The sequence below is a fragment of the Candidatus Eisenbacteria bacterium genome (genome assembly GCA_016235265.1).
Taxonomy (GTDB): domain Bacteria; phylum Eisenbacteria; class RBG-16-71-46; order RBG-16-71-46; family JACRLI01; genus JACRLI01.
Genome location: JACRLI010000019.1, coordinates 90,920 through 110,383, shown reverse-complemented (window position 1 = coordinate 110,383; position 19,464 = coordinate 90,920). Strand labels below are relative to the sequence as shown.

The following is a 19,464-nucleotide window of genomic DNA, read 5'->3' as shown; positions in this document are numbered from 1 at the left end:
CAGAAGCCTCTCGGATGCCGTGGCTTATGGCAACAAAGTCGGGACCGCACGCCCATTCCCGCACCGCCAGGCCACCCTCCGAATTACACCTCCTGCCCCCAATTTCCACTTTCACAACCGCTTGACGGACTTGTCATGCTTGTGATAAAATTCACCAATAGACATTGGAAGAGCTCGGCCTCGTGCCGGGCGATAACTGAGAACCTCATCCCATGGGGGGCCGCAATGGGCTGGGTACGCTGCATCTTCGTCATCGCGTTTGGGGTTGGGCTGGGATGTTCCGCCTTCGCTTCGCAAGCTTCCGCCGCCGATTCACGTGACATCCTCAAGACCCAGATCCACCGCTCCGGCGGCCGGGTGGCGTTGCCGTCGGGCGCCATGGACGGGAGCGGGCTCTACCCCGACGCCCTGCCCCACTATCACAACCAGGCGCAACTGGTGTGCACCGACTGTCACATCATGCACGCATCGCAGAGCCACTACTACAATCTCGCCTCGCCGGCCGTGAACGAGCAGGTGCCGTACACCAATGGCGCCAACAGGAACCTGCTCAAGGCCGCCGACCCGCTGGACCTGTGCCTGAGTTGCCACGATGGGCAGACCTTCGCGCCCGACGTGGTCAGCGCCGACGCCAATGGCCTCACAAACCGCTCCGCGGGCTACTTCGACCAGCCCGAGGTGACCAACATCAAGGGCCACGACTTGGGCCGCGGCCTGCCGATGGGCCCCAACGACTACTGCTACCGCTGCCACTTCTCCGCTGGGGACCAGAAGAAGGTCACCTGCATCGACTGTCACACGCCGCACGGCAACAATATCGCGCGAAATCTGCAGTGGATCAGCTGGCCCGAGGGGACTCCGGACCTGGGTGTGCTCACGAACCCCGCCGCCAACGGCATGCAGCGCTACGAGACCGAGAACGTGGCCTACGGCTCGCTCAACAGCGTCAGCCTCCGGGAACCCTCCAACATGTGCCTGGACTGCCACCACGTGTTCTCGGGCGGGTACTACATCAACGACCCGCACGGTTCGGCGGACTTCGCCAAGCACCCGACCTACGACAGTGAGCGCAGCTCCACCAACAACATCGCCCAGGGGGCAGTCCGGGGCACCACGGTGCCGGCCCACTGGGAGGGCGGCACGGGCTCCGGCTTCGGTTCCACCGCGCGGGTGCGGCCGCTGAACGAGGGGTCTTCAAGCTATGCTTCCGCCCGCACCATCAACGCCAGCACCAACGGCGTCTTCTGCCTCAGCTGCCACAAGGCCCACGGGTCCGACCAGGCCTTCGGATTGGTGTTTCCGGCCTCGCCCAGCGGCTACAGCGCCGGCGGTTGCGACCAGTGCCACCTGGTGGCCAATATCCCCTAGCGGGGGACACCCGGCAGTGCGCGCTTCCTGCGAATTCGACGGCCACCCGGGCACGGCCCGACCGGGTGGCCGTTTCGCGTGCGGGACTGCTATGATGGAGGCACCATGACCGGCAAAGTCGTCGTGATCAGCACCTTCGCCACGGAGGAGGACGCCGCCCTCACGGTGAACAAGCTCGTGTCCGAGCGGTTCATCGCCTGCGGCACCCTGCTGCCCGGGGCGCGCTCCATCTACCGCTGGCAGGGCAAGCTCCAGGACGACCGCGAGGTGGTGGTGCTGATGAAGACCGACCTGGACCACTGGCCGGCGCTGCGCGACCGGCTCGAGGAGCTGCACCCCTACGAGACACCCGAGATCCTGGCCCTGCCGGTGTCGGCGGGCTCCCCCGCCTACCTCGCGTGGCTGGAGCGGCAACTGGACGAAGCCTAGCCCTCCCGGAGGCGGGACGTGGCGCCCCGCGGGAGGGCTTCTACCCGCGCGGCTGGCTCTCCAGGGGGGGCCGGGGCATGGGGCCCGGCTGGATCTCGCCGCACGATGGGCCCGGCGGCGCCGGAGCTCCACAGCACCCACGCCACCGCCCACAGCGCCCCGCTGATTCCCAACCCCATCACCCAGGCGCGCGAGCTCTGCTGCAGCGGCACCTCCGCGCCCAGCCGCGCCGCGAGCGACAGCAACACCGCGAGCGCGGTGGCCGGCCCGAGCAGCCGCTTCTCCCGGGTGAGCGCGTAGCCGCCGTGGGTCACCACCACCCGCGTCGCGATGCCCAGGGTGATCAGGCCGAAGCCCCCGATGAACACCGCGTGGTGGAAGGCCACCGCGCGGGCCGGGAATGCCACCGCACCCCACAGCCCGGCCACGACCATCCACCCGGAGCCCCACAGGGAGAAGCCGGTGGCGTCGCGGCGCCCGGGCAGCAGGTAGATCTTCCACACCATCAGCGCCACCGCGCTGGCCGATGCCGCGCGCAGCCACGCGCCGACCAAGGGGAGCCCGAGGGCCTCGGAGACAAACGCCAGCAGCATCGCCGCGGCCAGGGGCAGGTAGAGGCGGCGGCGGGGAGCGCGCTCCCCGGGCTGCGCGATGCCGCGGATCACCATGGGTCGCGGCATGCCGGCGAATGTCGGCACCAGCAGGCTGCCCAGCCCCAGCACCATCGAGAGCTCCATGCCCAGCGAGGCCAGGCGCAGCCCCAGGCGCGGCGCGGGCTCCACCAACCAGCCGGTGGAGGCGGCCACCTGCAGCGCACCGCCCGCCAGGCCCAGGGCCAGCCCCAGGTACACGAACTGGAATTCCTCGGGCGGCTGCATGGGATTGCCCCGCGTGCGGCGCGCGGTCGCGGCCACGAGGAGCACCACGCCCGCGGTGAAGCACGCGTGCGCGCCGGCGGCCCAGCCGCCCGCGGCGCACGCTCCCAGCAGCATCGCGCTCGCCACCGCCAGCCCCAGCTCGATCGGCCGGCAGCGCTCCGCGTGCGTGAAGGCGGGCATCGCGGTGAGGTAGAACCCGAGCACGAAGCACAGCTCGAAACCCTCGATCATCAGCTGCATGTGCAGCAGCCCCGGGTAGGGGATCCAGCCGGCGGCGAACAGCGGCCACACCAGCGCGGCCGCGAGGCCATAGACCACTCCCAGGGGAAACAGCAGCCGGTAGGGCTCCGGGCCCGCGGGCTTGGGGGGAGCCGCGGGGCGTGGCATGGGGTTCAGGGGGATGTTCATCGGCTGGCCTCCAAGCCCGCAGGCGATCCCGACGTGGCGGGTCAGTCTAGGCGCGGCGCGCGGGCGCTGAGAAGGGTGAAAAAAGGCCCTGGCGGAGTCCGCCAGGGCCGTGATTTCCGATGGAGCGGAAGACGGGATTTGAACCCGCGACAGCCACCTTGGCAAGGTGGAGCTCTACCGGACTGAGCTACTTCCGCTTGTTCGAGGCTCAAAGATACGGGAAGCCCCGGGAAGGTGTCAAGGGGGGCCGGTCGCTCCCTCGGGGCCACCGGCGAGCCGCCGGGAGCGCGCGATCCCCGCCCTCAAATCACACGGAAAGCTGGAATTCCAAGAGCGGAATCCGTATCCTCGGGCGGCCATGAGCCTGCTGATTCAGAAATACGGGGGAACCTCCGTCGGCAGCCCGGAGCGCCTCCGCTCGGTGGCCGCCCGGGTGGCCCGGACCAGGCGGACCGGGCAGGACCTGGTGGTGGTGGTTTCCGCCATGGGCGAGACCACCGACCAGCTGGTGGAGCTGGCCCGGCGCATCCACCCCGACCCTCCCCGGCGGGAGATGGACATGCTGCTGACCACCGGGGAGCGTATCTCGATGGCCCTGCTGGCCATGGCCCTGCGGCTGGAGCAGATCGAGGCCATCTCGTTCACCGGCTCCCAGAGCGGGATCATCACCGACACCGCGCACGGGCGCGCGCGCATCCTCGAGGTGCGTGGCGACCGCATTCGCCAGGAACTTGCGCGGGGTCGCGTGGTCATCGTGGCCGGCTTCCAGGGCGTGTCCCGCGAGCGCGAGGTCACCACCCTGGGTCGCGGCGGCTCCGACACCACCGCCGTGGCGCTGGCGGCGTCCCTCGGCGCGGAGTGCTGCGAGATCTACACCGACGTGCCGGGCGTGATGACCGCCGACCCGCGCCATGTCCCCGGCGCGCGCCTCATCCCCCACCTCGACTACCGCAGCGCGCTCACCCTGACCAGCCTGGGCGCGGGCGTGCTCGTGCCGCGCGCCGCGTGCCTGGGCTATTCGCTCTCGGTTCCCATCGTGGTGCGCTCGTCGTGGGACGACGGGCCCGGCACCCGCATTGACGGGGAGGTATCCGTGGAAGGCATCCGGCCCGTGGCGGTGACGTGCGCCGCCTCCGTGGAGTGGCTCGAACTGCCGGCGGGACGCGGCGGCGAGGAACTCGAAGGCTACCAGCTGCTGCTGCTCCAGCAGGACGCCGGCGCCCCCGCCCGCGTGCTCGCGCAGGCGCCCGAGGGGACCCCCCGGCCCAAGGGCGCACGGGTGCTGGCCGCCGGGGACCTGGCGTCGCTGGTCACCAGCGGCGGGCCGGCTGCGCAGCTGGCGCGCCGCGCCCGGGCCACCGCGGAGTCCGAGGGCATCGGGGCGCTGGCGTCCTTTGCCGGCCCCGGGCACTATTCGCTGCTGGTCCGGCCGGGGCGGGGCGCCGCGCTGTGCGCCGCCTGGCACCGGGACCTGCTGGCGCTTCCAGGCGAAGGCGGCGCATGATCCTGAAGCCCGGGGCCGCGCCGGGAACTGCGTGCCCGTGAAGCCCCCGATGCTGCTGCCCGCGGCATGGATGCTGCGGTCCGCCTCGACCGCAGCGTGGCGGCGGTTGCTCCCCCGGGCTCAGCGCGCGGGACGCGCGGGCCCGGGGGCGCCGGATCGCTAGACTCCGACCTCCACCACCCCGGTCAGCCACGAAGTGAACGACTGCCGGCGGCGCAGGTCCAGGGCCTGCTCGTAGGCCTCGACGTAACGCCCCGCGGACGCGGCCCACGAGAAGTCCTGGCTCATGCCCGCGAGCATCAGGCCGCGCCAGGCGTCGGGGTCGCCGTAGGCGTCCAGCGCCCGACGGATGGCGTCGTGGAAGGCCTCCCCGGTGGAGGCCTCGAACGAGAATCCCGTTCCGGTGCGGCGCACCGGGTCGAAGTCCTTCACGGTGTCGGCCAGCCCGCCCGTCGCGCGCACCACCGGGATGGTGCCGTAGCGCATCGAGTACATCTGGTTCAGGCCGCACGGCTCGTAGCGGGACGGCATCAGGAACATGTCCGAACCGGCCTCGATCAGGTGCGCCAGCGGGTCGTTGAAGCCGCACTCGAAGCCCACCTTGTGCGGGTGCTCGGCGCGCAGCTGCTCGAAGAGCCGGCGGTACTTCTCCTGCCCGTCCCCCAGCACCACCAGCGAGAGGTCCCGCTGCATCAGGTCGCCGGAAATCTGCTCGATGAGGTCGAAGCCCTTCTGGTCGGCCAGCCGCGAGATGATCCCCAGCAGCGGGGCGTCCGCGCGCCCCGGGGGCAGCCCCATCTTCCGGAGCAGCGCCTCCTTGTTGCGGCGCTTCAGGTGCAGGTTCTGGGGCCCGAACGTCTGAGCGATGTGGCGGTCGGTCTGGGGATTCCACACCGAGGTGTCGATCCCGTTGAGGATTCCGCGCAGCCGTCCCCCCAGTTCCTTGAGCACCCCTTCGAGCCCGAAGCCGAACTCGTTGGACTCGGTGATCTCGGAGGCGTAGCGCTCGCTGACCGTGGTGACCAGGTCGGCGTACACCACCCCGGCCTTCATGAAGTTGAGGCGGCCCCAGAACTCGAACGGGCTGGCCGGGTAGAACAGGCTCTCCGGGATGCCCGCCTCGCGCACCGCCTCGGGCGGGTACAGGCCCTGGTAGCCGAGGTTGTGGATCGAGTACACCGTGGCGCACGTCTTGTAGTAGGAGTCCTCGGCGTAGTAGAGCTTCAGGTACGCCGGGATGAGGCCCGTCTGGTAGTCGTTGAGGTGCAGCACGTCGGGCCGGAAGTCGATCGTCTTCAGCCCCTCGAGCACCGCCTTCTGGAAGAAGATGAAGCGGCGCGCGTTGTCGGGGTAGTCGAGGCCCGTCGCGGGATCGAGGTAGATCCCGTCGCGATCGAAGTATCCGCCCCCGCCCACCAGGTAGACTTCGCAGGCCAGGTGGTTCCAGTGCACCGGGGTGAACGTGGCGGTCTCGGGGCCCCGGTCCATGAGCACCGGGAAGCTGATCGGCCGGCCCAGCTCGAAACCTGGCGGGAGCGTGAGCTTCCGGTAGTGGGGCATGAGCACCAGCGTGCGGTGCCCGGCCTTGCTCATCACCTGCGACAGCGAGCCGATCACGTCGGCCAGCCCGCCCACCTTGGCCAGCGGCACCATCTCCGCCGACACCATCACCACCTTGAGCTTGCCCTTCTGGGGCGCCCTGCGGGCCGGGGCCTCGAGTGCGCTGCGACGCGATCCGCCCGCGCGGCGCGCGGGGGTGGAGCCGTTGGTCTTGCGGGCGCCTCCGGAGGTCCGGGCGGTGGCGCGTGCGCCGGTGCGCGCGCGCCCGCCGGCCGGCGCCGGTTCCGTGGCGCTCCTGCTAGCGGGTTTCCTGGGTGGCATGGATCTCCATCTGTCTCAGGTACGCCGCTGCATCCTCCGGCGGCGTGGGGTTGATGTAGAAACCACTGCCCCATTCGAATCCGGCCACCTTGGTGAGCTTGGGCAGGATCTCGATGTGCCAGTGGAAGTGGTCGAGGTGCGGCTCGTGCATCGGCCCGGTGTGGAACAGGAAATTGTACGGCGGCGCGTTGAGCGCCCGCTTGAGCCTGAGCAGCGTGTCCTTGAGCACCTCGGCGAGCCCGCGGAGGCGCTCCACCGGCATGTGCTCGAAGGACGTGCCGTGGTCGCGGGGCAGCACCCAGGTCTCGAACGGGAATCGCGAAGCGAAGAACTCGAACGACACGAACTCGGAGTTCTGGGACACCAGGCGGCTGCCGGCGCCCAGCTCCTGGTCCACCATGTCGCAGAAGATGCAGCGCTCCTTCAGCTCGAAGTACTTGCGGGAGCCCTCCAGCTCCTCCATCACGCGCTTGGGCACGATGGGGGTGGCGATCAGCTGGGTGTGCGAGTGCTCCAGCGACGCCCCCGCCTCCTCCCCGTGATTCTTGAACAGCAGCAGGTAGCGGAAGCGGGTGTCCTTCTTGAGGTCCAGGATGCGCTCGCGGTAGGCGTACAGGATGGACTCGATGTGCTCCACGTCCATCTCGGCCATGTCCTGGTCGTGGTCGGTGGTCTCGATGAACACCTCGTGCGCCCCGATGCCGTTCATCTTGTCGTACAGCCCCTCGCCCCGGCGGTTCAGGCTGCCCTCGATCTGCAGGGCCGGGAACTTGTTGGGCACGACGCGCACTTTCCAGCCCGGGGTGTTGGCCGCGGAGCCGTTCTCGCGGAATGCCAGCACCTCCGGCGGCGTCTTGTCCTCGTTGCCGGGGCAGAACGGGCAGAACGCCTGGCGGCGCTTGGGGGGCTGCCCGCCGAAGTCGCTGGGCCGCTTCCCCCGTTCGGTGGAGATGATCACCCACCGGCCGATGACCGGGTCCTTCCGAAGCTCAGGCATGCGGTTTGGATCCTCCAGGAGTGTCCCGGGACGCCGCCTGGCGGGCGGCGCGTCCCGGGGCGGGGCCGCACCCCGGCCCGGGACGGGCGGACATTCGATATTGGGGCCCCGCGGGCCCGCGTGTCAAATGGCCCCGGCCTCCCCGGCCAGCGCCTCGTACAGGGCCACGGTTTCCGGGGACGGCCGCAGGCCGCGGCGGGACATCACGGTGGCCAGGAGCGCGCGGGCCTTGTCCCAGCGGTGGGCCTCTTCGGACGAGGCGCCCACCCAGCGGAAGGAGCCCACGCGCGAGGGCGGGCTCACCCGGAACACGTTCGACATCACGCCCACCACGGTGCCCGTGCCCAGCAGCGTGCCGATGGCGGTCTTGGAGTGGTCGCCCACCAGGGAGCCCAGCTTCATCAGCCCGGTGTCCTTCATGGCCCCGTCGTGCCACATGCGCACCGGGCCGTAGTTGTTCTTGAGGTCGCTGGTGGTGGTCAGCGCGCCCAGGTTCACCCACTCACCCAGGTAGCTGTGCCCCACGAACCCGTGGTGGCGCTTGTTGGAGTAGCCCTGCACCACGCTCTCCTCGATCTCGCCCGCGATGCGGCACTCCGGCCCCAGCGAGGTGCCCTCGCCGATCCGACCGCCCAGCAGCTGGGTGTTGGGCCCCACGTAGCAGGGCCCCTCGATGCGCGTGTGACTCTGCGCCCACGCCCCCGCGGCGAGCACGATGGGTCCGCCGGTGGCATCCAGGAAGCAGCCCGGTTCCACCTTCGAGCCGGCCGCGAGGTGGATGCGGTCCCCCCGCTCCAGGTGCGCGCCCGCCGCCACCGTCCCGGCGTGGCTGCCCAGCGCGAACGCAGCGGCGTCGCGCGCGATCCAATCCGGGTTGCGGGACACCAGGTCCCACGGGTGGCGCAACCACTCTCCCGCAGCCGGCACGGCCTCCAGCTCCGCCAGCAACTCCGCGGGCCAGGGGACACCGGCGGCGACGCAGCGCTCCCGCATCTTCGGGGGTATCCGCGCCGCCGCCACCTCGCCTTCCACGGTGGCGGCCTGCCCGGGCCGCAACTGCCCCAGGACCGCATGCCACTCGTTGCCACCGAGGATCCGACCGTTTACCAGCACCGCGCCGTCGGGCACGTGGATCCATCCGCACGCGAGCCCGGAGGTCGCGGCGAAGGCCGCGCCCACTCCGGGCCGCGCCAGGACCGTGAGCGCGTGGTCCGGGAAGGCGCGCGCGAGGCGCTCGCGGGCCGAGAAGATGCCGGCGCGCAGTTCGAACACCGGCCGGGTGTCGGTGAGCGGGTGGAACGTGCGCGCGTGCGCGTCCTCGCACAGCACCAGCGCGGGGCGGCTCATCGGCGGGACCCGGCGCACCGCGGCGCGGCCGCGGGCGTCACCGGAAATCCCCCCCGCCCGGGGGCAGCGGCAGCAGGAAAGCCCGGGGGAATGCGCGCCGCGCACGCTCGAGGAGCGCCTGCGCGGGCTCGCGCGGGCCGGGGGAGCCGATGCGCACCTTCCACATGCGGCCGTCCTGGGACATCGTCATTTCGTCGTCCCCGAGCTTGAGCTCCCGCGCGGCCCGCTGGGCCTCGCGGTAGGCAGCGGCGCGGTCGCCGCCGGCGAACACCTGCACCACCCACAGCGTTCCCTGGCCCTCCGGCGGGGCGGGAGCGCTGGAGGGCGCAGAGGCGTGGCCGCTGGGAGTCCCCGGCGCGTCGGGCCGGGCGTCGGGCCGGACGTCGGACCCCTGCCCGTTCGGCGAGACGGCCGAGTCCGGGAGTTCCGGGCTTTCGGGGGCCGGGTCCGCGGACAGTTCCGTCGCGTCGCCGGATTCCGGTTCCAGGGGCGCCGCGGGGCGGGGCCGGGTGGCCGGATCGGGGATGGTGGCGAGCACTTCGGATGTGTCCCCGGTGATCGGGAAGACCGGCGCGGCGGTGATGGCGGCTGCCGGGCGCGGCGCGCGGGTGCAGCCGGCCGCGAAGAACAGGGTCAGGGCGGACAGCAGCACCAGGGCGGCCGGCAGCGCCGCCCCTCCCGCTCCCCCGCACACCCGGCCGCGCGAGGACATCAGAGATACTTCTTGAAGCGCTTCTCCGTGGCCATGCGCGCCACCAGGGCCCGCACCTCGTCGGCCCGGTCCTTGGCGCACACCAGGGTCGCGTCCTTGGTGCGGATTACCACGATGTTCTGGACCCCGAGGGCGGCCACCAGGCCGTCGTCGGACATGAGCACACAGCTCTCGGTCTCCAGCGCCACGGCCTCGCCACGGTAGGTGTTGCCGGCCCGGTCGCGCTTGAGCAGCCGCTCCCACGCCAGGTGCGAGCCGAGGTCGTCCCAGTTGAATCCCGCCTCCACCATCGCCACCCGGGTGCTCTTCTCCATCACCGCGTAGTCGATCGAGATGCGCTCCACGCGCGAGTAGTAGGAGCGCAGCGCGCGCGGGAAGTCCTTCTTCGCCGCGCCGGCCACGCGGCGGGCGGCCTGCACCATGGCCGGCCGGTACCGCTCCAGCTCGTCCAGGATCACGTCGGCGCGCCACGCGAAGATGCCCGCGTTCCAGTAGAAGCGGCCCTGGCGCAGGTAGTCCGAGGCGGTGCGCGGGTCGGGCTTTTCGCGGAACGAGTTCACCTGGTACACCCGGCCGCTCTCGAAGCTGGGAAAGGGCTCGCCGCGCTCCAGGTAGCCGTAACCGGTCTCGGCGCGGCTGGGTCGCACCCCGAAGGTGACCAGCACGTCGGTGGACTCCGCCACCTCGAAGGCCAGCTTCAGGTCGTTGCGGAACTGCGCCACCGGCTCCACCGAGTGGTCGGCCGGCAGCACCAGCATCACCGCCTCGGGGTCCTCCTGCGAGATCAGCGCCGCGGCCAGGGCCACGGCCGGGGCGGTGTTCTTGCCCTCCGGCTCGGCGATGACGCGGCCGGGCGGCAGGCCCTTCATCTGGCGGGCCGCCTGCTTGGCCAGCGGCTCCGAGGTGACCACCATGGCCCGCTTCGGCCCCACCACCGGCTTCACGCGCTCCCAGGTCTCGGAGAGCATGCTGTGCGGGCCGAGGAGCTCGAGGAACTGCTTGGGATGTGCTTCCCGGCTGAAGGGCCAGAGACGCTCCCCCTTGCCCCCCGCCAGAAGAACCGCGTAACGCATGGATGATCCCCTTGGTGTCCCGCGGCTCTAGCGCCGCCGGGCGACTTCCCGGTACAACGACTCCGTCTGGTCCACGATCCGGTCCCAGGAGAACCGGTTGACCACGTGAGTCCTGCACTTCTCCTCGAACGAATGGACCACTTCGGGGTGCCCGAGGAGGTGCCTCAGCTTGCCTTCGAGGTCTTCGACGTTGTTGCTCTGGAAGGGAACCGCGCAGTCCTCGACCACCTCCATGTTGGCCGGGATGTCGCTGGTGAGGACGCACTTGCCGTAACTCATGGCCTCGATCAGCGAGATCGAGAGGCCCTCCATCGTGGATGGTTGTACCACAAAATGGGCGTTGCTCCATAGTTCCTCGAGCACATCCCCGAACACATAATCCAGCAACAAGATCCGGTCGCTGCGGTATTCCATCAGCTTACTGACGTAATCCTCTGAGAAACTTGAACCTCCGGCGATGGCCAGCTTCATGTCCCCGGGGATGCGGCGGAAGGCCTCCACCAGCAGGTGGACCCCCTTCTCCGGCACCAGGCGCCCCACGAACAGCACGTACTTGTCCGGCTCGAGCCCGAACTTGAGGATCTTGGACGCCGGCCGCGGCACCGGCACGTTGGTCCCGTTGGGGATCACGGTGGTCTGCCGGCGGAAGCGCTCCTTGAAGTGCTTCTGCAGGTCCCGCGACACCACGATGGTCCGGTCCGGGAAGGCCACCGCCGGGTACTCGCACTGGCGCAGGAACCACCGCACCGGCGGCCCCCACTTCTCCCGCTGCCAGTCCAGCCCGTGCACCGTGACCACCGTGCCGGTTCCCCGCAGGCGCGGCAGGAACGACAGCAGCGAGGGGCCCAGGGCGTGGAAGTGGACCACGTCGAAGTTGCGGAACAGCGAGTCCACGGTGGAGATCAGGCAGTGCGTGGCGGCGTCCAGGTGCTTGGTGTTCACGCTGGGGAGCCTCAGGATCCGCACCCCGTGGTGCCGCCCGCGCACCGCGGTGTAGTACATGCGCGAGTACACCGAGATCTCGTGGCCACGCTGCACCAGCCGCCGGGAGAGCTCCTCCACGTGACGCTCCACGCCCCCGTAAGTGGCGGGCACGCCCTTCTGGCCGATCATGGCGATCTTCACGCGCAGCCTCTCCGTCGGATGGGGCGCCCGGCGCGCCGCCGGCCCGCGCTCACGCGCGCGCCCTTTCATACACCGCCAGCAGCGCCTCCAGGTGGCGCTCCGGCGTCAGTTCGGCCCCGGCCATCCGCCGGGCCTCCCGCCCCATGCGCAGCATCTCGTCCGGCCCGGCGTAGGCGCGCTCCAGTGCGGCCGCCCAGCCCCCGACATCCCCGGGAGGCGCCAGCAGCCCGGTCAGGCCGGGGCGCACCAGCTCGGGAATGGAACCCAGGTCCGAGCCCACCGCCGACTTGCCCCGGGCGAAGGCCTCGTGCAGCGCGATGGGCCGCACTTCATACCACACCGAGGGCATCACCGTGAAGCGCACCCGCCGCCAGAACGCGTCCAGCGCCTCCCCCGCGAGGGGGCCCAGGAAGCGCACCGGCAGGCCCGCGGCCGCCGACTCCAGTCCCGCGCGCTGCGGCCCGTCGCCGGCCACCAGGAACTCCCAGCCCGCGGGCAGGCGCGGCGACGCCCGGCGCAGCGCCTCGAGCAGCGTGTCCAGCCCCTTCTCCGCCGAGAGCCGGCCGAGGTAGCCCCCGGTGAGCGGCCCACCCGGCGACACCTCCACCCCCTCGGTGCGCACGAAGTGCGGCACGAAGGCGGTGCGCGCGTCCGGCCAACCGAAGCGCCGCAGCGTCTCCCGCTGGAAGCTGCTGGGGCAGATCATGACGTCCACCTTCCGGTACGTGCCGCGCGCCGCGTGCAGCGCGGCCTCCGCGTAGCTGCCCGCGCTCCGCGCCCACGAACCGCGGTTGCAGCGGTGACGGAGCACGTTCCACAGCTTCCCGCCGCGGCACTCCTCGCACACCCGGCCGCCGCGCATCAGCACGTACACCGGGCACACCAGCTTGTAGTCGTGCTGCGTCTGCACCCGGGGCACCCGCTCCGCCACCGCCGCGTCAATGACCGAGGGCGAGAGGTGGTGCGCGATGTTGTGCAGGTGCACCACGTGCGGCCGCACCCTGCGCAGCAGCCGCGCCAGGCGCCGCCGCGCCTCGAACGAGTACACCGCGCGCGCGCCGCCGCGCAGCCCCTCCCACGCGCCCGCGCCGGGGGCGAAGTCCACCCGGCTCACGAACCCCGCCGCGTCGGTGGACGGCTCATTGCGCGGGTCGCGCATGGAGAACACGTGCACCTCGTGCCCGGCGCGCCGCAACAGGTCGTTCACCTCGAAGAAGTAGCGCTCCGCGCCGCCGCGCAGGTAGTGGAACTTGTTGACCGCCACCACGCGCACGTCAGTCCCGCTTCCGCGCCACGGCCCAGTGGCCCTGGGCCCAGCGCCCGGCGCGGTCCACCACGCCGTCCAGGGGCAGCACGCACACGCGCGCGCACCAGTCGTTCATCGCCAGGGCCGGCTCCCACATCCCCGGGATCCGCCCCACGGTGGCCAGGAATGCCAGCGACTTAAACAGCCCCAGCACCGCCACCGGGCCGCACACCTTTCCGGTGTCCAGCACGTCGAAGCCGGCCGCCTCCAGCGCGACCTCCAGCCCGCGCCGCGAGAAGCGCCGGTAGTCGTGCGGCGCCTCGTGCTCGTAGAACACGAAGGGCGCGGTCACCAGCAGCCCGCCGCCCGGGCGCAGCACGCGCCGGGCCTCGGCCAGCACCGGCTCCACCGCCGGCACGTGCTCGAGCACCTCTGCCAGAACCGCGGTGTCAAAGGCCGCGTCGCGGAACGGCAGCGCCTCGCCGGTGCCCGGAACCACCCCGGGGCCGCGGGGGCGGGGGTCCAGCGCCACGTAGCTCTCCGCGCGCCCGGCGAAGATCTCGCGGTGGATGCCGGAGCCCGCCCCGATGTCCAGCCAGCGGCCCGCCGGGCAGCGCGCGGCCCCGGCGGAGAGCACCGTCACCAGCCGGGACTTCACCGGGTCCAGCCGCGCATAGTCGCGCGCGTCCCGCACCCGGGTCTCGATCAGTCGATACAGGCCCATCGCGCGGGCGCCTCCCCCGGATCCTGGAACCACGCCTCGTAGGCCCGGTGCAGCCGCTCCGCCTGCCGGTCCCAGGCGTAGCGCGCGAGGCGCTCCCGGATGTCCCGCGGCAGCGGCTTCGCGCGGTCCACCGCGCGCTCCATGCCCGCCAGGTCGGTGGTGGTGACGGCGTCGGCCAGGTCCTCGAACCCGCGCATGCCGAACGCGGTGGTCACCACCGGCAGCCCGGCGGCCAGGTACTCCGGCACCTTCAGGCTGGTCCCGGAACCGGAGGTGACCGGGTTCAGCGCCACGTCCGCGGCGGACAGGTACGGCAGCACGTCCGGCACGGTGCCCACGGCGCGGGCGTTGGGTGGCAGCGCCCCGCGCGCCACGTCCCCCACCAGCAGGAACTTGAGGTGCGTGCGGGACGCGCACGCCGGCGCCAGCTGCCGCAGGATGAACCGCGCCGCCTCCAGGTTGTGCACCATCGGCGAGCCGGTGAACACCGCCACCAGCTGCCCGGGCTTGAATCCCAGGCGGGCGCGCACCCCGGCGCGCGCCTCCTCGTCGCGGGCACCGAAGCGCTCCGGCTCGAGGCCGTTGGGCACCAGGAACAGCTTCTCGCGCCGCGCCCCGAACTCGGCCACGAACCGCTCGCCGTCGCGCGGCGAGACGTGGGCCACCAGGTCCGCCCCCTGCAGCGCGTGCCGCTCGATGTCGCGCAGCACGCCCTCCCAGCGCCGCCGGGCGAACAGGCGCCGCAGCAGCGGCTCGTACCACTCGGTCTCCACGTTGACCGCATGGTAGACCTTGAGGGCGCCCGCCGGCACGCGGTCGTAGAATGCGCTCATCAGGAACGTGTCGAACTGGTACACCGCGCCCGGGTCGCGGAAGTGCCACGCGTACCGGCCGCCCAGGGCGCGGTGCAGGCCGAAGGTCCAGAACGTGGGCCACAGGCGCAGCCGCTCGCCCACCGAGACCAGCGTCGGGTACACCGGCTTGCGCCGCTCCAGCCGGATGCCGTCCACGGTCTCCGAGCGGGCCCCGGAATCCCGGGTGCGCAGCAGGCTCAGCACGCTCACGTCGGCGCGGCGCGCCAGTCCGCGGTAGATGCGGAAGATGCGCTCCGCCCCCCCGAACAGCGGCGGGTACAGGTTGTTGTCGTACACCCCGCGGATGTTCACGCCCCACCTCCGGCGGGCCCGGGGTCCGGCACGGCCTCCACGCGGAACTCGCGCGCGCGGGGCGTCCCCGCCAGGCCCGCCAGCAGGCCCCACGCCATCACGTGCCAGGTCACCAGCGAGACGGAACCGGACACCAGGCTGCGCTTGCGCACCGCCACCGCCAGCCACGCCACGCACAGCGCCACGGCCAGGCAGGGCCCCGCGGCCCGCGTGAACCACGCGGCCACCCCCGCCCCCAGCCACAGCCCCAACACCCCGAGGTACGGCGCCTGGCGCGCGACGGTGGCGGCGAAGAGCGCCCCGCCCCAGCGCAGCCGCAGCACGCGGCCCTGTCCGAAGTACAGGCCCGCCCGGTAACGCCGAAACGTCTCGCGCAGCCCGCCGCGCGGGCCGCTCACGTGCACCCCGCCCGGGGAGATCACCGCCAGCCGGCTCCCGGCGCGGGTGATGCGCAGGCCGATGTCGGCGTCCTCCTCGGACTCGAGCCACGGCACGAAGCCGCCCGCCGACTCCAGCGCGGACGCGCGGTACATCGCCAGCGCGGCCAGCATGCGCGCTGCGCGCGGCGGGCCGCACCAGGCCGGCGGCGCGCCCGCGCCCTCGTCGAAGCGGAGCGCCCCGCCCACCCCGGCCAGCCCGGGATCGCGGTCCAGCAGCGCCGCGGCCTCCCGCACGAAGCCCGGCTCCACCCGGACGTCGGCGTCCACGTACAGCAGCCGCGCCGCACCGGCGTGGCGGCGCGCGGCCTCCCGCGCGGCACCGGGGCAGGTGGCGCCCGCCGGGTCCAGCCGCAGCACCGGCCAGCCGTGCGCGCGGGCGCACTGCGCGGTGCCGTCTGTGGAGCCGGCGTCCACCACCAGCCGCGCCGCGCCCGGAACGCCCTCAAGCGCGCGGCCCAGCGCCGCCAGCGTGGCGGGCAGCCGGACGGCCTCGTTGCGGGCCACTACCACCGCGGCGAGACGGTCCGCTTCCACGCGGTCACCTCCTCGTAGAGTGCGGCGTACGCGGCCCAGGTGTTGCGCCAGTCGAACAGGCGGCCCACGCGCGCGGCATCCCCGGCCGCCTGCTCCCGCAGGTTGTCCGAGTGGCGCCACAGGTCCAGCGCCGCGCCCAGGGCCTCGGCCGACTCGGGCGGCACGGCCGATCCCCCGCCGGCCGCGAGCACCTCCAGCGTGCCGTCCACGGCCGTGGCTACCGAGGGCACCCCGCTGGCCAGCGCCTCGAGCAGCGTGATCGGCAGGCCCTCCCACCGGGAGGCCAGCGCGAACACGTCAATCGCGGCGTAGAAGTCCTCCATCCGCTCCACGCGGCCCAGCCAGCGCACCCGCCCGGCCAGGCCCAGCTCCCCGGCCAGCCGGCGCAGCGCCGCGGCGTCCTCCCCGTCGCCGGCCACCGCCAGCACGAAGGCGCCCTCCATCCGCGCGCAGGCCGCGAGCAGCAGGTCGAAGCCCTTCTGGCGGGTGAGCCGCCCGGCGCTGCCCACCACGAAGCCCAGCGCGGGCAGTCCCAGCGCCGCCCGGGCGCGTGCCCGGTCGCCACCGGGGGCGAAGCGCGCCAGGTCCACGCCGTTGCGGATGACCGTCACCCGGGACTCCGCCAGCCCGTAGTGCTCCACCAGCGAGCGGCGCACCGCCTCCGAGACCGCCACCACGCGCGCCAGCCGCCGCGCCCCGGCGCGCTTGAGCCACAACTGGCTGCGTTCGGGCACCTCGTGGCGGACGTGCTCGGTGGCGATCACCGCCGCGGCCCGCGGCGCCAGGAACGGCGCGTAGCGGTCCGCGGTGGGGTGCACCAGGTGCAGGTGGACCAGGTGCGGCCGGCACACGGCCATCGCCGCGCGGGTGCGGATCATGCCACCCCAGTCCCACTTCGACTCCGCCTCGGCCAGGCGCTCCACGCCCACGCCGCCCGCGCGCATCCCCGCGGCCCACGCGTCGAGCGCGGCCGCCGGGCGCAGGGACAGGGTCACCTCGTGGCCCGCGCGCACGGCCTCCGCGGCCAGCGCGCCCGCCACCTGCTCCGAGCCTCCGGGCTCCAGGCCCGACACGCGCGACCACACGCGCATGGTGCGCCTCAGCGCGGGGACCCGCGCGTTCCGAGCCGCGCGTAGGCCGCCACCAGGGCGGCTGCGCTCTTGTCCCAGGCCAGCTCCTCGCGGAGCCGGCGGGCATTGCGGGCGCCCATGGCGCCGCGCCGTTCGGGGTCGTCGAGGAGCTCCAGCATCTTGTCCCCGAAGTCCTCCTCGCGGTTGGGTTCGGCGTACAGCGCGCCGTCCCCGGCCGAGAAGCGGGTCTCCTTCAGGTCGAACGCCACCAGCGCGCGTCCGGTCGCCATGTACTCGAGCACCTTGTTCATCGTGGATATGTCGTTGAGGGGGTTGCGCGGGTCGGGCGCGGCGCCCAGGTCGCAACTTGACAGGTAGCGCATCACGTCCTCGTCGGGGATGCGGCCGGTGAACTCCACGAATGGCTCGATCCCGAGCCGCTTCGAGAGCTCCCGGAGGTCCTCGAACGAGTCCCCCGAACCGATCAGCGCGAAGTGGATGTCCTGGCGCCCCCGCACCTCCACCACGTGCCGGATGGCCCGCAGCAGGTAGTCCACGCCGTCCTGGGGCGCCATCACCCCCAGGTAGCACACCAGGTGGCGCTTGCCGCGCTTGAGCTCGGGGCACTCCTCCACCTGCCGGAAGCGGCTGAGGTCCGGGGCGCTGCGCACCACCGCCGCGCGCCCGTCCTGGACCCCGCCCCGCCGGCGCGCCACCTCGCGGTAGCTCAGGTTGGTGGCGATCACCAGGTCGCTGGCGGCGTAGGTGAGCCGCTCCAGCAGCAGCAGCGCGCGAAACAGCAGCCCCCTGCCGGCGCCGAAGCGGGCGAGGTACACCTCCGGGCACACGTCGTGCTGGTCGAACACGAACTTCACCCCGCGCGTCTTCCACCACCAGCCGATGGCGAAGAAGGTGTCGGGCGGGTTGCAGGCGTGGATCACGTCGAAGCCCTGCTCGCGACGCACCCGGAAGGCGAGCCGGAACGTCCACAGCCAGCAGTGCAGGAACTCGCGCACGTAGTCCAGCGTCCCGCGGGTGGGCGGCGGCAGCGGGTAGCGGTAGATGTGCACCCCCTCGAGGCACTCGTGGCGCCGCACCCACGGCGGCCCCTCGGGGCAGATCACCGACACGTGCCAGCCGGCGTCGCGCAGCGCGCGCGACTCCAGCCACACGCGCCGGTCGAACGGCACGGTCAGGTTCTCGACGAGGATGAGGACCCTACCAGGAGAGGCCAACGTATCCCCTCGGGCGCGGTTCCTTCGGGCCCAGGATATGGACCAGGTCGATGAGCACCTGGTCCTCGCGCAGCCGGCCGGCGACGCCGCGGTAGGCCTGGCCGGCATTGGCCACCACCACCACCTCGGCGTTCTCCAGCACCTCCTCCACGCGGGGCTTCAGGATGGATTCGAGATACGGCACCTCGGAGTCCAGGAAGTGCTTGTTGGCGCCCAGCACGCGCGAGATCTCCACGTTCTCGTCGTGGACCCACAGCTGGTAGCCCTTCCCCACCAGCGACTCGAGCACCCGGATGATGGGGCTCTCGCGCAGGTCGTCGGTCTCGGCCTTGAAGGACACTCCCAGGATGCCCACCTTCTTGCGGCCGGTCTTCTCGATCAGCTTCACCGCGTTGGCGACCTGCAGGTCGTTGCTGGCGATCACCGAGTTCAGCACCGGCACCTCCACGCGCAGCGCCTCGGCGCGCCGCAGGATGGCGCGCACGTCCTTGGGCAGGCAGCTGCCGCCGAAGGCGAAGCCGGGCTTGAGGTAGTAGGGCGAGATGTTGAGCCGGTGGTCGAGGCAGAAGATCCGCATCACCTCGTGGCTGTCCACGCCCTGGGCCTTGCACAGGTTGCCGATCTCGTTGCCGAAGACCACCTTCAGCGCGTGCCACGAGTTGCAGGCGTACTTGATCATCTCCGCGGTGCGCACGGCCGTCACCTCCACCTGCTCGGAGGTGGCCGCGAAGAGGCGCTTCAGGGGCTCTGCGGCTGTCGGCGTCCGGACCCCGATCACCGTCAGCGGCGCCTCCATGAAGTCGTACACCGCGCTGCCCTCGCGCAGGAATTCCGGCACGTAGGCGATGTCGAAGCCCTGTCCCGCCGTGCGTCCGCTGGCCCGCTCCAGCTCCGGCAGCAGGAAGTCCTCGCAGCTGCCGGGCAGCATGGTGCTGCGCGGCACGAACAGGTGGTGGCCGGGGCTCTCGTGCAGCACCTCGCCCAGGCTGCGGCACACCTTCGCCACCTGGTCCAGCGACAGCGAGCCGTCCTCGGCGCTGGGGGTGCCGATGCACAGGATCGAGACCTCCGAGTTGCGCATGGCGTCGCGGTAGTCGGTGGTGGCCCGCAGGTGGCCGGTCTTCACCCCGGAGGCCACCAGCTCGGCCATGCCCTTCTCCACGATCGGGGTGCGCCCCGACTGGATCTGGTCCACCTTGAACTGCTGGACGTCCACCCCGACCACCTCGTGCCCCAGCTTCGACAGGCATGCCGAGGTGACGCTGCCCACGTACCCCAAACCGTACACCGCGATCTTCAAGCCATCCTCCCCATGCGTTCCCGGCGG

The 19,464-nt window shown here is 72.0% G+C and carries 17 protein-coding genes and 1 tRNA gene; 3 read left to right on the top strand and 15 right to left on the bottom strand.

Going from position 1 to position 19,464, the window contains the following annotated elements; translation table 11 throughout:
• Positions 1-225: 225 nt before the first annotated feature.
• Positions 226-1,368: a hypothetical protein gene (locus HZB25_11430; protein MBI5837849.1), complete on the top strand. Its 1,143-nt coding sequence runs from the start codon at positions 226-228 to the stop codon at positions 1,366-1,368.
• A 105-nt stretch (positions 1,369-1,473) separates the two neighbouring features.
• On the top strand, positions 1,474-1,797 hold the full coding sequence (locus HZB25_11425; GenBank protein MBI5837848.1) for a divalent-cation tolerance protein CutA: 324 nt from the start codon (positions 1,474-1,476) through the stop codon (positions 1,795-1,797).
• On the opposite strand, the gene HZB25_11420 is transcribed toward HZB25_11425, so the two are convergent.
• Together HZB25_11420 and HZB25_11415 are read right to left on the bottom strand one after the other, a co-directional pair.
• Positions 1,794-3,083, bottom strand: a complete 1,290-nt coding sequence (locus HZB25_11420; GenBank protein ID MBI5837847.1) for an NnrS family protein — start codon at positions 3,081-3,083, stop codon at positions 1,794-1,796. The genes HZB25_11425 and HZB25_11420 overlap by 4 nt on opposite strands.
• Positions 3,084-3,203: 120 nt before the next feature.
• Positions 3,204-3,280, bottom strand: a tRNA-Gly gene (locus tag HZB25_11415).
• A 161-nt stretch (positions 3,281-3,441) separates the two neighbouring features.
• On the opposite strand from HZB25_11415, the gene HZB25_11410 reads away from it, so the two are divergent.
• The gene (locus HZB25_11410) at positions 3,442-4,587 is read left to right on the top strand and encodes an aspartate kinase (protein MBI5837846.1); all 1,146 of its coding nucleotides are present in this window, start codon (positions 3,442-3,444) and stop codon (positions 4,585-4,587) included.
• A gap of 159 nt (positions 4,588-4,746) precedes the next feature.
• On the opposite strand, the gene glgA is transcribed toward HZB25_11410, so the two are convergent.
• The 13 genes from glgA to HZB25_11345 form a co-directional block, all read right to left on the bottom strand.
• Positions 4,747-6,468 (bottom strand): glycogen synthase GlgA, encoded by a 1,722-nt coding sequence (gene glgA, locus HZB25_11405; GenBank protein MBI5837845.1) that lies wholly within the window; start codon positions 6,466-6,468, stop codon positions 4,747-4,749.
• A complete protein-coding gene (galT, locus tag HZB25_11400) occupies positions 6,446-7,465 on the bottom strand; it encodes a galactose-1-phosphate uridylyltransferase (GenBank protein MBI5837844.1) in 1,020 nt (339 codons plus the stop codon). Before galT ends, glgA begins: the two co-directional genes overlap by 23 nt.
• A 123-nt stretch (positions 7,466-7,588) precedes the next feature.
• On the bottom strand, positions 7,589-8,812 hold the full coding sequence (locus HZB25_11395) for a hypothetical protein (GenBank protein ID MBI5837843.1): 1,224 nt from the start codon (positions 8,810-8,812) through the stop codon (positions 7,589-7,591).
• 37 nt (positions 8,813-8,849) lie between these two features.
• A complete protein-coding gene (locus tag HZB25_11390) occupies positions 8,850-9,524 on the bottom strand; it encodes an SPOR domain-containing protein (GenBank protein MBI5837842.1) in 675 nt (224 codons plus the stop codon).
• Positions 9,524-10,597 carry a mannose-1-phosphate guanylyltransferase gene (locus tag HZB25_11385; protein MBI5837841.1) on the bottom strand — a complete coding sequence of 358 codons (1,074 nt, stop codon included), beginning with the start codon at positions 10,595-10,597 and terminating at the stop codon, positions 9,524-9,526. Before HZB25_11385 ends, HZB25_11390 begins: the two co-directional genes overlap by 1 nt.
• Before the next feature lie 27 nt (positions 10,598-10,624).
• Positions 10,625-11,722, bottom strand: a complete 1,098-nt coding sequence (locus HZB25_11380; protein ID MBI5837840.1) for a glycosyltransferase family 4 protein — start codon at positions 11,720-11,722, stop codon at positions 10,625-10,627.
• A gap of 49 nt (positions 11,723-11,771) precedes the next feature.
• Positions 11,772-12,995, bottom strand: coding sequence for a glycosyltransferase family 4 protein (locus HZB25_11375; GenBank protein MBI5837839.1), 1,224 nt, complete (start codon positions 12,993-12,995; stop codon positions 11,772-11,774).
• Position 12,996: 1 nt separating this feature from the next.
• Complete coding sequence (locus tag HZB25_11370; GenBank protein ID MBI5837838.1) at positions 12,997-13,692, bottom strand: methyltransferase domain-containing protein; 696 nt, start codon at positions 13,690-13,692, stop codon at positions 12,997-12,999.
• Positions 13,674-14,858 (bottom strand): glycosyltransferase, encoded by a 1,185-nt coding sequence (locus tag HZB25_11365; protein MBI5837837.1) that lies wholly within the window; start codon positions 14,856-14,858, stop codon positions 13,674-13,676. Before HZB25_11365 ends, HZB25_11370 begins: the two co-directional genes overlap by 19 nt.
• The gene (locus HZB25_11360) at positions 14,855-15,832 is read right to left on the bottom strand and encodes a glycosyltransferase family 2 protein (GenBank protein ID MBI5837836.1); all 978 of its coding nucleotides are present in this window, start codon (positions 15,830-15,832) and stop codon (positions 14,855-14,857) included. The genes HZB25_11365 and HZB25_11360 overlap by 4 nt, the downstream gene beginning before the upstream one ends.
• The gene (locus HZB25_11355) at positions 15,802-16,923 is read right to left on the bottom strand and encodes a glycosyltransferase (protein ID MBI5837835.1); all 1,122 of its coding nucleotides are present in this window, start codon (positions 16,921-16,923) and stop codon (positions 15,802-15,804) included. The genes HZB25_11360 and HZB25_11355 overlap by 31 nt, the downstream gene beginning before the upstream one ends.
• An 8-nt stretch (positions 16,924-16,931) precedes the next feature.
• The gene (locus tag HZB25_11350) at positions 16,932-18,137 is read right to left on the bottom strand and encodes a glycosyltransferase family 4 protein (protein ID MBI5837834.1); all 1,206 of its coding nucleotides are present in this window, start codon (positions 18,135-18,137) and stop codon (positions 16,932-16,934) included.
• Positions 18,121-19,437 (bottom strand): UDP-glucose/GDP-mannose dehydrogenase family protein, encoded by a 1,317-nt coding sequence (locus HZB25_11345; protein MBI5837833.1) that lies wholly within the window; start codon positions 19,435-19,437, stop codon positions 18,121-18,123. Before HZB25_11345 ends, HZB25_11350 begins: the two co-directional genes overlap by 17 nt.
• Positions 19,438-19,464: the final 27 nt, after the last annotated feature.